The organism is Erwinia tracheiphila (assembly GCF_021365465.1).
In the GTDB taxonomy this organism is placed as follows: Bacteria; Pseudomonadota; Gammaproteobacteria; order Enterobacterales; family Enterobacteriaceae; genus Erwinia; species Erwinia tracheiphila.
Genome location: NZ_CP089932.1, coordinates 3,240,633 through 3,254,613 on the forward strand (window position 1 = coordinate 3,240,633; position 13,981 = coordinate 3,254,613).

A 13,981-nucleotide genomic window follows, 5' to 3' on the forward strand; every position below is an offset into this window, starting at 1 on the left:
CAAAAAGCTTCCTCATCGTGAAACTTGCAACAGTGCCGATTGAACTAATTAGAGGTATCACCTTTTTTGCGCATGGCTATATACGAAAGGTATGTAACCCGCCCCTAAAATCCCCCCGACGACCATACTGTTAAGTATGCCCTGAACGGGCACGGCATAGGCTCCTGAAAATGCAGCGCTAAATAAGGATGCGCGACTTGCTAATGTATTGCATACCTGATCTAAGGCGGTTTTCCGTGTTATTTCGTCTCTCGGTCGAAAATCAATATCAATTTTAAGTTCAGCATTATTGGATACATAGGCATTAGCACCACGACTCGTTAATTCATCCAACGTTTCACCACCAATATTAACCAGTGCCCGGCCGACAATATTCGCTGCTAATTTTCCCATCACAGGCTCAAGAGCATCAGAGAGCATGTTCATTCCTTGATCAACCGCAATCTGATTTCCCGCATAGGCAGTGGCGGAAAACGCGGTTGCCTTTATATTCAGGGAGCCTTCATTGTTGTCCTGTAACTGTAAAAAATACTGAGAGAGGTCTCGTACGGGTACATAGACAAATACCGCTGCGATCAACGCATTTGCCGCGGAGGAAAGCCCACCGGTCGTCGCTAATGCCGTTCCTGTTCCGACAACCAGGGCGATATTGGCGAGTCGTGAGCGCAGGCTCTCTGGCGTTTGTGTTCCTTCTTTAATATCTCGTACTATTGCCGCCAGCTGTAAAACAACAGGCATTGCAACGCTCACACCCGCTAAACTTACTTGCGCAGCCTGAGGAAGCGTTTTGAACAAGGCAGGAAGTGCAGATCTCCTGACATATTCACGTGCAGCTGTGGGTATACCGACAGAGACGGCATTACGCGTAAGTATTGTTCCTGTATTTTTGACATGACGTTGAAAAAATGTCTGCCAGGACTCTGGCGCTTCGCGATGAGCAACCCTATTTAATTCTGATTCTGGTATCTCAATAATGATATGTGGTGAATCATTGCTCCGGGACTGTGCTGCCTGTCGGCATAGTGCGGATGAGCTTTCCGCACGTTGTTGACAGGGGGACGTGGGTAAACGAATCAGGTTTTTGATTTCCTCTATAGGGTCGCTATCGAAGATTAATACCGTCTCTTTTCGTTCAAGACCACGATGAGTGTCGTTTGATGTTCCGGGTGGCTGCAACATTTCATACAGACACCCATCGGCATCATGGGTCATGGCTTCATTGTTTTTTAATAACTCATTGTTACTATTGTGAACGAAAGCTATCTGTGATGTCCTACGCTCCATAAGGTCTGCGGAATTCACGTTTTTTAGTTCAGTGCATTCGGGTGTGTGGTGAGAAATCAATGTCGCAGGTGAATTGTTATAAATACTGGCTGGCATAGTGTAAGGTTCCTGGTTGAATGAAAATGATGGTTTAAAGTTTTTATTTATTATTTTGTGTGCAAAATCAAGCCTCCAGTGCTGGCTAGTGGATTATATATAAAAAATACACCCGATGATTACTATAAAATTCCGGTATTTTATGTCGGAATGGGCTTTTTTTTAATAAATCACATTCCGGGCTGGCGTCCCTGTAGATAGTCGGTTTTTCAGGAAACCAACAGATAAAATTATTCCGCAGGTGATAATCCCTTACTTTGTGGATGCTGATATTGTCATTTGCGTATGATGTGAATCAATTGATGCCTGCCAGTATCGTCTGGGCCCGCCGGAATGATTTGAATCCCAGCATGGGAGGGTTCGCCGTTTGATGTTGCAGTGATCCTGCTCAACCAGATTATTAAGATATTTGCTTTGCCTGACTGTGACGGCTTTCCTCAGCGACTTTGTCGGCATTGAGCGTGGCCTGGGTGGCGGTATCAGGGTTCTGATGCTCAGTCGAACGAAAACTCACGTTAGGCGAGAAAGGTCGTCCGGAAAATCGATGAATGAGCAATAGTGTCCGATAAATGCCATTTATCGATTAAAAATACACCGTTATGGTCGGTTTTCTCACTGTCGATAATATTTTGATTTATCGGACAAAAAGTCCTTAACATGTGAAATTGTTCCATTGAGCGTCAAATTCCTTTTACGGGTCATCATGGGGAAAGACTCTGAGAACAATGGTTGTCAGATCATACATATTCAAATCAGGTTATGGCAACTCAGGGGGCGGCTGATGGAGGGATTTCAATTTACAGCCGTCAGGTTGCTTTGTTCCGAAAGCTCGCGTGATATTTTGTGGTCTCGTTATCGCCCCGCCGACAACGATGCCACGTTCAGGCAGTTCCTGACGCAACCGGACATTGCCCGTGATTTTATGGAACTGCATCTGCCTCAGAGTTGCGGACCATCTGCGACCTCAGCACACTGAAGCTGGAATCCGGCTCGTTCGTTGAAGATGATCTCAGCCAGTATTTCAGCGACGTCCTCTACAGCCTGAAAACTACAGCCAGCGACGGATATATTCATGTCCTGGTCGAGCACCAGTCAACGCCGGACAAACATATGGCTTTCCGCCTGATACGCTATGCGGTGGCCGCCATGCAGCGCCACCTGGAGGCAGGGCATAAAAACTGCCACGGGTGATTCCGGTGCTGTTCTATACGGGTAGACCCGAACTGGACGGCCAACATGGGTGCAAGGGCAAATTTCATTTTCACTTAGTATGATCCAGAAATTTTTATTGCGAGCCAGCGGCGATAAATACGAGTCGTTACAGTTACAGCATCCGCATGGGGGCAGTTTATCCCCGGCAGAACAGTTTTATCTTCTGGCTGCATAAAAAATCACCAGACCAGTTTTCAGCCAATCTGTCGTTGTTAATGCGACAGAGCAGTAATTGTCGCCTAATACCCAATAATGTAGTATATAGAGCAACAGGGGAGTGTTTCAGGGTGGCCAGCGATGCCTTACTGCGTAAAGAATTGGCCCTTATGACGCATAACCTGACTTACGACAGAAACCCCAACATCAGGCATGTGTAAATGATACGCGCTGATAAACATTAACTATTTTTATATAAGGTGAATGCTGAAAGATTGCGTGGAACCATAGTGATAACAACGACGAGTAAAACTGTGACTAAAACCAACCAGAATGATTGGCTAATCTTCAAGTCGCCAAGAGAATAAAGCGTGAGTCAGAGTATTACAGCAATAGCTGTAATCTACCGTCAACACTATGGCAGCCTTGCGAACGGGATGTGTTTATATATGAATTATGGGATGCGTTTCTTCAAAACAAACATCATCGGTTGATTCTTCCCAAAGATATCAACAATCTGTAGCAGAAGAATATGAAACTTCTCATACAGGCCAGACCAGTCCCAGAGTTCCCCGCTATGGGGAGTTACCCGGACCGTCTCCATCACAGCAGAGTCTACTGAATTATTATCAGCAATCTCTTATCGGGGTAGCGCGATGGCCCGATCCAAAATACAATAATGAAACTTTTCCCCAGCAACAAGAGTACGGCCGGGCATTCTGGCATGGAACCAGAAATGCTGGAGCAGAAATAGCAGAAGGAAGCATCAACTCTTTTTCTCAACTATGGAACCGAGCCAGACAGTGGCGACAGAGCATAACAGAGGCCCATGATTATGACCTTTTTGGAAAGCAGCGGTATGAAGGCGATGTTAACAAAACACCGTTAAAAGGAAGATACGAATATCTACTGGAAAGATATAAAGATCGTAATGATGGGGAAGTCAGTGATTATGGAGATATATCTTTCAGCGATTTTACACTAAGAGAAGCATTAAATAACAGAGAAATAGAACTATCCAGAGTTTCAATAGGCAAAAATAATACTTTTTATGAGGGAAGTTCTGAAACTAAGAACTTGAACTTTATCTCTCATACTAACCCCATTTATCATCCAGCTATATTAGATCATGTTGAAGAACTTTATAAAGAGGCTATAAAAGCGGAACGGTCAGACTCAGATGTTCTGAATATATTGGGAGAAACACACTGGTGGCTTGCCAACGCGATGCTGGATGAGCGCGGAAGTGCTGCTAAAGCAGAGTTTTGTGTCCGCGCGATAGCGCAGGCAAGGGGTATGGATTTACCTCCAATGAAACACGGCATAGTTCCGGATATTGAAGCGATGAGCACTTCCCGCAATGAATTTGTAGAAAACTATAGCAGTTTTTTTGAGTGAACCAGCTCAGACCTGATCTGACAGTTACCGGTTATTTATGGGTCTTCCCCGATCATGGTGGAAGACCATTCAGAACGCCATATTCAGCTTTCCATAGTGGAACATGACGCCCAGCTTAAAACGCTCCCGGTTTCGGCAACCTCTCGCTTTTTATCCTCAGCAGCCTGATCTTGCTGTTCAGCGCCTCGGCATTACTGTTTGATACCCGATATCGCGATAGCCAGGGAGCTAATCATCGCCCGCTCCACGGTTTATAACATTCTGGAAGACGATAAGCTCACACGGCAGATCCTCTTTTTAAAAGTTAATATATTGACAATAATCATCTTTTAGACGTTAGGTGGCACTTTTCGGGAAAATGTGCGCGGAACCCCAATCAGCGCGATTTTGGACTCAGATTGACTGACATTGAAAATCCTCACGGGCTCACATTGAGTGACAATGAGCTCGCATTTATCTTCTCATAGCTGCCGCGCAACAGGCGAATAACTGCACCCCGCCAGATTTCCTCAACGACCTTCTTTTTGAACAGACGTCGTGCTTAACGTCAAGTCCACCGCGGGTGACGGAAACGTGGATATGGAGGTGCTGATTAAGCTGCCGGCCGTCAGTATGCAGGGCGCAGAAGATTCCGACCTCGATACCCTGCCAGTGCACCCACTTCAGCATGGCACGGGTGGTACAGCGGAACAGGTCGTTGAGCAGGGGCCGGTTGTTGCTGAAAAAGGGCCACAGCAGGTGGGGCATGGTAAAGGTGACCGGCTGCCATGCGCAGTCGGGCAGGACGTGCTGTTGCTCCGCGATCCACTGCTCCGCGGACTTCGTGCCGCAGGCCTCTGACTGACAGCTCAGGCAGAAGAAGCGGGAATGTGTGCAGTCCGGCGGGCGCTGCAGTAGCGGCGTAAGTCTATGACGCAGGTCCCGCAGGCGAGCAGGCACTCAACAAAGAGGCGGGTCCACTGGCTGATGCTGTCGCCGTGTTTTTCGAGGTGGCGGTTCCAGCCGTCATCGCCGGTGAAGAGGAGTTTAGCGAGGCGGGGTATATACATGAGACCGGGCATAAAACGCCGCGCCGATCATACAAACTCCCGAAGCTGCACCGCTCACGCCACAGGTGTGCTACGTTCATGTCGCTTTTGATGATAATGACCATCAGGTGAACCCATTGATGGTTCAGCTAACTGGGAATGTGGAAGGCGCGATGAAGTCTGGCAGGCCGAGCCACAGAGTGAAGCCTCCCTGCCCCACCAGTATTCGCTGATGGCCAGACAGGGAGTGTCAGGAAAGGATTAGTGGCGGATCTGAGCCAGGTCGTCTTCAGTCAGACCGGTCATTTTCATGACAGTATTGCGGCACACGCTGTGCCAGTTCGCGTACAAAGGCGTCGGCTGTTTCGCCTGCCTGTACTATATAGTGTACCAGAGAAATCACCTGCGATGAAGACAGATATCCCGTCAGCAAAATGGGTGCCAGCCGATCAACCAGTTCTGCCAGGTCCCGCTGATGAATATGTTTCTGCAGTAAGGTCAGGGCGGCCATGCTACGGTGGCCAGCAATTTCATCATCCGGAATGACCGTAACGTCTACCAGCGGGAAAGCGCTGCTGTAGAGTTTACCGGCCAGCACCGGATCGTCAAACTCATCCAGCCAGCGGGTGCTGTTCTATACGGGCTGCGTTTACCTGTGTAGAACAGCACCGGTATTACCAGTGGCAGTTTTTTATGGCCTCCTCAAGGTGGCGCTGCATGGCGGCCACCGCATAGCGTATCAGGCGGAAAGCCATATGTTTGTCCGGCGTTAACTGGTGCTCGACCAGGACATGAATATATCCGTCGCCGACTGTGGTCTTCAGGCTGTAGAGGACGTCGCTGAAATACTGGCGGAGATCATCCTCAACGAACGAGCCGGATTCCAGCTTCAGCGTGCTGAGATCGCAGATGGCGCACAGTTCTGCGGGCAGGTGGAGTTCCATAAAATTCCGGGCAATATCCGGCTGAGTCAGAAACTGCCGGAATGTGGCATCGTGAGGTGTGGGTGTGCTGCTTTTCTTCTTCAGCAGCCCTGGCTCTGAAAAATGACCAGGATATGTTATCACAGCCTGAAAAACGCTAACATTGGCGATGAGCGGAATTGCCATTCCTTCAGGGGGCCGTTCCGGGGTGGTTCGGCCCCTTTTTTATCCTTCTTCTTTAGTTGCAGACGCGAATTACCGTCATTTTGGATACACCTGCCAGGCGTGCAGTTTCACGCAGCGATTTTCCATGAGCCAGGCGCAGAGTGCGTATCAGTTCATGTTTCTGCGCATCGGCTAATCTCGCCGAGAATAAGCGTGATTACCGACGATAGGAGGGTAAGCCTGCCCCAACTTCTTCAAGGCAGCTCAGAGGGAATGGTAGTCAGCCAGTGCCCCATGAAAGTGTAAGAGGAACGCTTAACTGCAAAAATGTCGGTCGGTTACTGACTACTGGCGGCATCTATAACGGCAATGTAGAGGAATTCTGGCAAACAGCACAGCAGCCCGGCGGCGATGCGCCAGCGGGTTACAATCAGGTAATGGACAACAAGGCGATAATCATTACAGCAGTGTCTGCTGCTGCTGGCGCGATGATGGGGAGAATGCCATTTTCGGAACTGGAAGAACCTGGAAAAACCACCACCAGGGGAGCCACAGCAAACAAAAATGGGCATTTGATATCTGAACTAAAGGGTGTAACTCAAAAACAGCTCGATAAAAAATTCAAACACGCCGTTGATTCTGACGCCACTTCAACGAAGAAACACCCTGAAACTTTGAGTTATTTTCATGATGCTATAAAACCCCATATGAATGATGCCGACACTTTTAAACTCGGCACTTATGGATTTGTAAAAGACTCGAATGTGGGTCGTGACGCAGACTTGCTGATCACGTATGCTTTGCGCTTTGGATGTAACATATGGCTAAAGTTGATGTCGTCTGCCCTCAGTGCAATGAAACTCATGCTGTACGATGTAACGGACATTCAGCATCCGGTGCCCAACGTTACATCTGCAAGCATTGTTCAAAGACCTTTCTGCTCAATTTTAGCTACTCCGGTGCCAAACCAGACACACACCAGACCATTGTTAATATGGCCATGAATGGTTACGGATGTCGCGATACCGCACGGGTTCTCGGTATCAGCCTCAATACGGTTCTGCGGCACGTAAAAAAATTTCCCCAAAGCAGGTAGCTGAGAATATCGACCCCGAAACGGAGGTTGTTATCTGCTGTGAAGCCGGTGAACAATGGTCTTACGTGCGGTGTAAAAGCAATCCCCGGTGGTTGTTCTATGCTTATGACCGTATCCGCAAACGTGCTCTGGCCCACGTCTTCGGCCCGAGAAATGCCCCGACCCTGCGACGATTGCTGGCCCTGTTAAGCAAATTTAACATTGCCTTTTATATGACAGATGCCTGGCCGGTTTATAAAGTTCGGTTAAGTGCAACAGGCCACGTGGTGAGCAAGAAATATACCCAACGGACAGAACGACATAATCTTAATCTTCGCACACATATCAAACGACTGACCCGCAGAACAATTTGCTTTTCGAAGTCAGAGGAAATGCACGATAAGATCATCGGTTGGTATCTTACTCTTCATCATTATCAATAAATATGCGTCACGACCAGGAATGTTAACTATATTAAATTGTGAGTTTTATAATATCAGCCACCAGCACGAAAGCTTTTTTATACTCAGCTATCAGGTCATGTAGGGGCTGGCGGCATCATAACGTCAGAAAGCAGAACTCACTCAGACTGGTATATCATGAATGGGAGCGTCCGTCAGCACTCAATTTCTGACAGGAGCACCACGACGATATAACTCTGTGCAGAAATCTCAGGTATATTTTATTACTCATCCTGCTTCCTGAAACAGACTTAGCGCCTGTCTCAACAGAACTTTATTCCAGACAATCAGACCACAGGAAAAATGCAACAGGGCCCCGTCATTCTCAGACGTCTTTTCCCGTTGGGTCAGGGTCCGGCGAAACCGGTTCATCCGGCTGTGCCTCCTCCCGGCGACGGGCCATGAAGTTCGTGGTTTTACTGGCATCTCATTCCTCTTTACGGGGTGGGATATGAGGCTTGTCACGACGGCCCAACCGGTCTGTTTTCAGCCCGGGCGTTTCGGCGCCTTTGTCCGGGCAGGGTACGGTTTTTTTGCCCCGGGCGTCCCGTCTGAAGAGCACCGGGTGTGTCCGCCACCAGTTTGATGTCGTGCCTGTCTGCTGCTGCGACGACCCGTGACAGAGGAAGCCCTCCGGCATCTGTCATCAGTGCGCTTTACGCCCTGTTTCCCTCTGTCCGTGGGGTTGCGTCCTGTTTTTTTGTTCCGGACAGCGGTGATGTTGTCATACCTCCATCCACCGACAGCCATGAGCAGTCCGTGCCGCCCGGGTGCTCACAGGCCAGTAATCCGTTCTGCCAGAAACGCCCGAAGACACCTGCGTCTCTCCGTTCCCGGAAGCGCCGGGGCGCAGAAGCTGATGAACCTATCCCGGTGGCATTGAGTGCATTCCACTGACAGGCTGTGCTGGGGACGAAGAAAATGGCGTTCATTGCGGCCCGATTATCAACACGTTTTCGGCGTGTACCCGGAGGGTGGCGGGTTTTGTGTTCCGGGATAAGCGGAGCGATTTTGCCCCTGAGTTCATCGCTAATCTGCCCTTTACCGCCTGCCATACTTTGCCCTCAGATATGACCGGGATGCATTATACGATAACGCCTTTTGGGGCAGGCTCTTACTTATATTTCATACCTGCGGTTAAATACAACGTGCTTTTCTGATAAAAAGTACGTCCCGGCTCTGGCAATACACAAACAATAATAGAAAATAACCACATTACCGCTTCTTCCTGCACCACTAATGTTATAAATGCGCTCACCAGCACCAAAAGATATCCAGAGACCGTTTTTATCTGTGATCCAACCGATTAAGTACAGGACAAAAATCAACTGCATCATTGCGAATGAGAAATTTCTTAATTTCTCAGACTCACTTATTTCTTGATTAATACCATTTGCAACACGGCAGGTACCGGGTAATTTCTGTCTGGTTTTCATGACGCTTATCCCCCTGTATGCTACCGCTCTGGCAAAATGAACACGGAACATCATCATGACCTCCTGCGAAAACACGCCCTTTATCTTGTACGGTCTTTCGCCAAAAGTTTGCGACACCATAAAAAAAGCACAGAAATATCTGCAAAATCATCAGACAGATTATCGGTTCCATGACTACCGCGCCGACGGTCTGGAGGCTGACCTCCTCAAAAGTTTTATTAACCAACTCGGCTGGGAAGCTTTGCTGAATACCCGTGGCACCACCTGGCGTAAACTGGATGAGGACGTACGGAATAAGGTTAATAATGCAGCAACCGCTGCGGAATTAATGCTGGAGTACCCTGCGCTCATCAAACGTCCTTTACTCCGCGGTAGTGACGGTTCTATGCTGATCGGCTTTAAAGAATCAACCTACCAGTCTTTTATTGCGGAGAAATCCTAATCATGTTTTGTCCGGTCATTGAACTGACGCAGCAGCTTATTCGTTGCCCTTCCCTCAGCCCGGATGATGCCGGTTGCCAGGCCATTATGATTGACCGCCTGCAAGCGCTGGGTTTCACCGTTGAGCCAATGAATATAGGTGATACGCTTAATTTCTGTGCCTGGCGGGGCACCGGAGAAACGCTGGCGTTCGCCGGACATACCGATGTCGTGCCAGCAGGGAACGTTAGCCGCTGGATTAACCCACCGTTTGAGCCCACTATCCGCGATGGGTTGCTGTACGGTCGTGGCGCTGCCGATATGAAAGGATCGCTGGCTGCCATGATCGTGGCTGCTGAACGTTTCGTGGCCAGCCATCCCGATCATCAAGGGCGCCTTGCTTTTCTGATCACCTCGGATGAAGAGGCCAGCGCAACCAACGGTACGGTAAAGGTCGTTGAAGCCCTGATGGCACGAAATGAACGGCTTGATTACTGCCTGGTGGGGGAACCCTCCAGTACAGAAATCGTCGGTGACGTGGTTAAAAATGGTCGACGTGGTTCAATGACCGCGAACCTGACCGTTCATGGCGTTCAGGGTCACGTTGCCTATCCGCACCTGGCAGATAATCCGGTTCATCGTGTCCTGCCTGCCCTGAACGAGTTAGCGACAACCGAATGGGATGGTGGAAATGCCTTTTTCCCACCCACCAGTATGCAGATCGTCAGTATCCAGGCGGGAACCGGCAGTAATAACGTTATCCCTGGCGAATGCGTTGTGCAGTTTAATTTCCGCTTCAGCACCGAACTCACCGAAGAAATGATCAAAGAGCGTGTACAGATGCTGCTGGACCATTACCAGTTACGTTACACCCTCGACTGGCAGGTCTCCGGTCAGCCATTTCTTACCCACAGCGGCAAACTGGTGGATGCGGTAGTTAACGCGGTTGAGCACTATAATGAAATCAAGCCACAGTTACAGACCACTGGTGGCACGTCTGACGGGCGCTTTATTGCCCGCATGGGCGCACAGGTTGTGGAACTGGGGCCGGTTAACGCAACCATTCATAAAATCAATGAATGCGTCAATGCGGCCGATTTGCAACTGTTGAGCCGTATGTACCAGAGGATTATGGAACAGCTGATAGCCTAGGGGACAATATGGAATGGTTAAAAGAGCATTGGTGGTTAATGGCGATCGTTTTGATGGTCGGCGTGCTGATGAACGTCTATAAAGATCTGAAACGCATCGATCATAAAAAATACATGGGCAATAAGCCGGATCTTCCACCGCATCGTGACTTTAACGACAAGTGGGACGATGACGACGACTGGCCCAAGAAAAAGTAAATTTATGAAGGGGCTGCAACAGCCCCTTCATCTTATCTCGCTGACCCTTCCTGCTATCATACTTTAGCGCGTTGAGGTCGTTATAAAACGCATAAAATCAACAGATTATACTACCATTAAAAAAGACTGGAAATCCTGTTGCCCGTTTTCGTCAGACCGTATTTTCTGCACCTGTCTGGCAGACTGAAGAGTCACCTTTCTCTGTCACCCGTATTCGCATTCTTTGCTGGCAACCTGGCCGTTGAATAATATGACGCCACGCCCCCGTTGCTACAGCAGGTAAGAGACCGCGCTAAAATAGCCATCTTCCGAGGGCGCATCTCCTTTACCGTGAACGCAACGAACCAATAAATGCCTGCCAGTGGGCACTGCGACCGGAATCAATCGCCTGCAAGGCTCGCTGCGTCTCCTTGCGCAAGGCGGTGAGTAACGCTTTCCGTCCTGATAAACTGAACAGCTGGCACAGTACGGCGGAAGGTGTACCCTGCAGTAAAGCCGCCTGCAATAGCGGTAAATCCGGCTGTTTACTCGCCAGCCGCCCGAGCGCGGCAATACTTGCCTCAAACGGTCGCTGGGCCCAGGCGAATCCCGCCAGCTCACGCCATTCCTCATTCTCATCGACGGATTGAGCACAGTTCGCCAGCGAAAGATCGACATTGCTCAAATAGCGTTGCAACCACGGCCAGTCCCTTGCCAGACGCTGTGAAGCACGTCTGCCAAGCAGATGCCCCTGCGCCGTCAACGGCATTATGGCCATCGCGGTATAACATCCGCTGCTGGCTTCCGGCCGGGTACCAAAACGTACCAGGGTAAAACCGCAGGCCTGCCAGAATTGCCACAGCGATGCCGTATAGCCAAAGCTGACGGAGAGAAAATCCCTCTCTGTTGCTCTGCCGAGGCTTTGCACCACCATTTCGCGACCAATACCGCGACGGCGCAATAAGGGCGCAATCGCTATCCGGCAGATCCGCTGCGAACGCATCTGCGCTGCTTCGGGGAAACCACCATGAGCAGCAAGAGACTGAGCCACCAGATTTCCAGCAGGTCGGCGCAGCCCTGCCCAGATAGCCTCAGTAAGAGTCCTCTCCAGCCCTCCCTCATCCACCAGCCACATCGCGCCCTGAACATGCTCCCCCTGTAATGCTGCGCAAAAATGCATCCCCGGCGCATCCATCATGCGACGCAGGTCCAGCGGCGACGTACGGTAATGTGCACTGACCAGTAGCTGATACATTTTTTCTGGCAGCTGAGGCCGATTTATCCAGTCAGACTGACGGGGAAAACAATAACGGACTTCTGACGTCCCCTGCGCCCTCTCTTCTTCGCAAAATAGCAGCGCACGGTTAAGAAATTGTTCCACAGGATCGTCAGCGGCCCAACGCAGCGGGGAGTCCAGTTTAAGAAGGGTCGCCTGCGGAAGACTGGAGCAGAACTTCAACAAAAAGCCCTGCCCGGTGCCTTCATAGCCCTGAGACGTCGTCGTCAGTAAAACGCGGGGAGCCAGAACTACCAACTTATGCAGTAAAGGCGTAGGGATAGCAGCGGCCTCATCAATCAGCAGCCAGTCTGTATTCTGTGGCCACTGCGCCGGCGATAACGCCAGCAGCCGGTCTGGCGCGATAAACTCTGCGTTTCCAGCAGCGAATTTCATCAGCACATTGGTGGATACCCTGGTCGGTGCGGTGATCAGGCTACGTCGAGGCCATCTGGCAGCAAGAGAACCAGCCAGCGCTGACTTTCCTCGTCCACGCGGTGCAATCAGCACAAAGATGCCAGGCGGGCTGGACAATAATTTTTCTAACAGCGCCTGCTGCTGTGAAAACGTATCTGGCTGCCATTTCTGTGCAGACTTCAGTTGCGGAAGATGCAAAGGATGATGCTGGCGTAGCAACGCAACGTATTGATCCTGATTGATCATCTGTTGCCAGCGTGAAACAAAGTGCGGCGTGGCAATCGCCGTATTCGTCTCACTCCAGCGCAAAGAATCGGCATCGGCGTGCAAAGGCCACTGCCGCCAGTCAGGAATCAAAATCAGCAACCAGCTTCCCGCCCGCAATGTGCCCGCCAGTATCGCCAGGGCGTCGGCGTTAAATCCCTCTCTCGCATCAAATACAGCATGCGTGAACTCTTGCCCAAGCAGCGTACGCACGGCTTTCAATGAGCAATGTAACGGGCTTTGTGGCGTATCGCCGAGCCACATCCAGTCACCGGGCAACAGGGTTTTCCAGCGTATGGCCTGATCAAGGCACCACGCAAAATCACCGCTGATTATCAGCAGCTGCCGCATTCCCCGCTGACGAAGCATCTCAGTGTGAGAAATAAGGTGGGCGTAATCACTCATCAGCGCGGGCCAAAGGTATCGCACTGGCTGGGATTGCCGCTGTCAAACCCGCGTTTGAACCAGCTGTACCGCTGTTGCGAGGTACCGTGGGTGAAACTGTCCAGCACTACTTTGCCGTGATTTCGTTTCTGCAAGCGATCATCACCAATGGCTTCAGCGGCCTTCAGCGCCTGCTGTAAATCCCCCATTTTCAGCACATTCCCCTGCTGCATGTAGTAGCCCCACACACCGGCAAAACAATCGGCCTGTAACTCCAGCTTCACCGACAGTTGATTGACCTGCGCCTGACGGAGACCACGCTGTAACTGGCGAACCTTTGGCTCAATTCCCAACAAATGTTGCACATGATGACCCACTTCATGTGCTATGGCATAACCCTGAGCAAAAGCGCCCCCTGCACCCAGCTTATTTTTCATTTCGTCGTAGAATGAAAGATCGATATAAACCGTGCTGTCGGCGGGACAATAAAACGGTCCCATCATCGCCTGGCCATTGCCACAGCCGGTAAGGGTTGAGCCGCGATACATGACCAGTTTTGGAGGCATATAGGTTTTGCCCATTTTTTGAAAAATTTTCGACCAGCTATCCTCGGGCGTTGCCAGAATAACCCGGGTGAATCTGGCCGCCTCGTCCTCGC

Annotated in this window: 10 protein-coding genes and 9 pseudogenes; 7 read left to right on the forward strand and 12 right to left on the reverse strand. The window is 50.2% G+C overall.

Annotated features, from left to right (window positions below; all coding sequences use genetic code 11):
* Window positions 1-57 precede the first annotated feature (57 nt).
* Window positions 58-1,380, reverse strand: coding sequence for a hypothetical protein (locus tag LU633_RS16930; protein ID WP_016189917.1), 1,323 nt, complete (start codon window positions 1,378-1,380; stop codon window positions 58-60).
* A gap of 230 nt (window positions 1,381-1,610) precedes the next feature.
* Window positions 1,611-1,861 (reverse strand): annotated as a pseudogene (locus LU633_RS16935) (DDE-type integrase/transposase/recombinase); the annotation flags it as partial.
* Between the two features lie 360 nt (window positions 1,862-2,221).
* On the opposite strand from LU633_RS16935, the pseudogene LU633_RS16940 reads away from it, so the two are divergent.
* Both LU633_RS16940 and xopAH read left to right on the forward strand, forming a co-directional pair.
* A pseudogene (locus LU633_RS16940) lies at window positions 2,222-2,597 on the forward strand (Rpn family recombination-promoting nuclease/putative transposase); the annotation flags it as partial.
* Window positions 2,598-3,204: 607 nt separating this feature from the next.
* The gene (gene xopAH, locus LU633_RS16945; protein WP_016189919.1) at window positions 3,205-4,146 is read left to right on the forward strand and encodes a XopAH/AvrB family type III secretion system effector; all 942 of its coding nucleotides are present in this window, start codon (window positions 3,205-3,207) and stop codon (window positions 4,144-4,146) included.
* Between the two features lie 69 nt (window positions 4,147-4,215).
* On the opposite strand, the pseudogene LU633_RS16950 reads toward xopAH, so the two are convergent.
* Together LU633_RS16950 and LU633_RS26515 are read right to left on the reverse strand one after the other, a co-directional pair.
* A pseudogene (locus LU633_RS16950) lies at window positions 4,216-4,360 on the reverse strand (transposase); the annotation flags it as partial.
* A gap of 225 nt (window positions 4,361-4,585) precedes the next feature.
* Window positions 4,586-5,195, reverse strand: a pseudogene (locus tag LU633_RS26515) (transposase); the annotation flags it as partial.
* An 80-nt stretch (window positions 5,196-5,275) separates the two neighbouring features.
* On the opposite strand from LU633_RS26515, the pseudogene LU633_RS26520 reads away from it, so the two are divergent.
* Window positions 5,276-5,439: pseudogene (locus LU633_RS26520) on the forward strand (DUF2913 family protein); the annotation flags it as partial.
* 24 nt (window positions 5,440-5,463) lie between these two features.
* Here the strand turns inward: LU633_RS26520 and LU633_RS26270 are convergent.
* The 4 genes and pseudogenes from LU633_RS26270 to LU633_RS26280 form a co-directional block, all read right to left on the reverse strand.
* Window positions 5,464-5,843: pseudogene (locus LU633_RS26270) on the reverse strand (Rpn family recombination-promoting nuclease/putative transposase).
* Window positions 5,844-5,848: 5 nt separating this feature from the next.
* Window positions 5,849-6,118, reverse strand: a complete 270-nt coding sequence (locus LU633_RS26275) for an Rpn family recombination-promoting nuclease/putative transposase (RefSeq protein WP_407646935.1) — start codon at window positions 6,116-6,118, stop codon at window positions 5,849-5,851.
* Window positions 6,119-6,335: 217 nt separating this feature from the next.
* A pseudogene (locus tag LU633_RS16970) lies at window positions 6,336-6,470 on the reverse strand (recombinase family protein); the annotation flags it as partial.
* Between the two features lie 130 nt (window positions 6,471-6,600).
* Window positions 6,601-6,834, reverse strand: a complete 234-nt coding sequence (locus LU633_RS26280; RefSeq protein ID WP_157275209.1) for a hypothetical protein — start codon at window positions 6,832-6,834, stop codon at window positions 6,601-6,603.
* A gap of 248 nt (window positions 6,835-7,082) precedes the next feature.
* On the opposite strand from LU633_RS26280, the gene LU633_RS16985 reads away from it, so the two are divergent.
* Window positions 7,083-7,780, forward strand: a protein-coding gene (locus LU633_RS16985) for an IS1 family transposase (RefSeq protein ID WP_233481926.1) whose coding sequence is annotated in 2 segments (ribosomal slippage) — window positions 7,083-7,332 and window positions 7,332-7,780 — 699 coding nt in all. Because the reading frame shifts where the segments join, the coding sequence is not laid out codon by codon here.
* 246 nt (window positions 7,781-8,026) lie between these two features.
* Here LU633_RS16985 and LU633_RS16990 read toward each other — a convergent pair.
* Together LU633_RS16990 and LU633_RS16995 are read right to left on the reverse strand one after the other, a co-directional pair.
* Window positions 8,027-8,853, reverse strand: a pseudogene (locus LU633_RS16990) (IS5 family transposase).
* 63 nt (window positions 8,854-8,916) lie between these two features.
* Entirely contained in the window at window positions 8,917-9,291 is a 375-nt protein-coding gene (locus LU633_RS16995) for a hypothetical protein (protein ID WP_016189927.1), read from the reverse strand.
* On the opposite strand from LU633_RS16995, the gene LU633_RS17000 reads away from it, so the two are divergent.
* From LU633_RS17000 to LU633_RS17010, 3 genes are read left to right on the forward strand one after another with little or no spacing between them, the layout of a single operon-like run.
* Entirely contained in the window at window positions 9,290-9,676 is a 387-nt protein-coding gene (locus tag LU633_RS17000) for an ArsC family reductase (protein ID WP_016189928.1), read from the forward strand. The two genes, LU633_RS16995 and LU633_RS17000, sit on opposite strands and share 2 nt — an antisense overlap.
* Before the next feature lie 2 nt (window positions 9,677-9,678).
* Complete coding sequence (dapE, locus tag LU633_RS17005) at window positions 9,679-10,806, forward strand: succinyl-diaminopimelate desuccinylase (RefSeq protein ID WP_016189929.1); 1,128 nt, start codon at window positions 9,679-9,681, stop codon at window positions 10,804-10,806.
* An 8-nt stretch (window positions 10,807-10,814) separates the two neighbouring features.
* Window positions 10,815-11,003 carry a YpfN family protein gene (locus LU633_RS17010; RefSeq protein ID WP_016189930.1) on the forward strand — a complete coding sequence of 63 codons (189 nt, stop codon included), beginning with the start codon at window positions 10,815-10,817 and terminating at the stop codon, window positions 11,001-11,003.
* A gap of 325 nt (window positions 11,004-11,328) precedes the next feature.
* Here the strand turns inward: LU633_RS17010 and LU633_RS17015 are convergent, their stop codons facing one another.
* Together LU633_RS17015 and ypfJ are read right to left on the reverse strand one after the other, a co-directional pair.
* Window positions 11,329-13,290, reverse strand: a complete 1,962-nt coding sequence (locus LU633_RS17015; protein WP_016189931.1) for a tRNA(Met) cytidine acetyltransferase TmcA — start codon at window positions 13,288-13,290, stop codon at window positions 11,329-11,331.
* Window positions 13,291-13,343: 53 nt separating this feature from the next.
* Window positions 13,344-13,979: pseudogene (ypfJ, locus tag LU633_RS17020) on the reverse strand (KPN_02809 family neutral zinc metallopeptidase); the annotation flags it as partial.
* Between the last annotated feature and the right edge of the window lie 2 nt (window positions 13,980-13,981).

What these genes read in the sequence shown, in the direction of transcription:
- LU633_RS26275 (WP_407646935.1), bottom strand. Translation starts at nt 6,118, where the DNA reads ATGGAACTCCACCTGCCCGCAGAACTGTGCGCCATCTGCGATCTCAGC.
- dapE (WP_016189929.1), top strand. Translation starts at nt 9,679, where the DNA reads ATGTTTTGTCCGGTCATTGAACTGACGCAGCAGCTTATTCGTTGCCCT.
- xopAH (WP_016189919.1), top strand. Translation starts at nt 3,205, where the DNA reads ATGGGATGCGTTTCTTCAAAACAAACATCATCGGTTGATTCTTCCCAA.
- LU633_RS16995 (WP_016189927.1), bottom strand. Translation starts at nt 9,291, where the DNA reads ATGATGATGTTCCGTGTTCATTTTGCCAGAGCGGTAGCATACAGGGGG.
- LU633_RS16930 (WP_016189917.1), bottom strand. Translation starts at nt 1,380, where the DNA reads ATGCCAGCCAGTATTTATAACAATTCACCTGCGACATTGATTTCTCAC.
- LU633_RS17010 (WP_016189930.1), top strand. Translation starts at nt 10,815, where the DNA reads ATGGAATGGTTAAAAGAGCATTGGTGGTTAATGGCGATCGTTTTGATG.
- LU633_RS17015 (WP_016189931.1), bottom strand. Translation starts at nt 13,290, where the DNA reads ATGCGGCAGCTGCTGATAATCAGCGGTGATTTTGCGTGGTGCCTTGAT.
- LU633_RS26280 (WP_157275209.1), bottom strand. Translation starts at nt 6,834, where the DNA reads ATGCCCATTTTTGTTTGCTGTGGCTCCCCTGGTGGTGGTTTTTCCAGG.
- LU633_RS17000 (WP_016189928.1), top strand. Translation starts at nt 9,290, where the DNA reads ATGACCTCCTGCGAAAACACGCCCTTTATCTTGTACGGTCTTTCGCCA.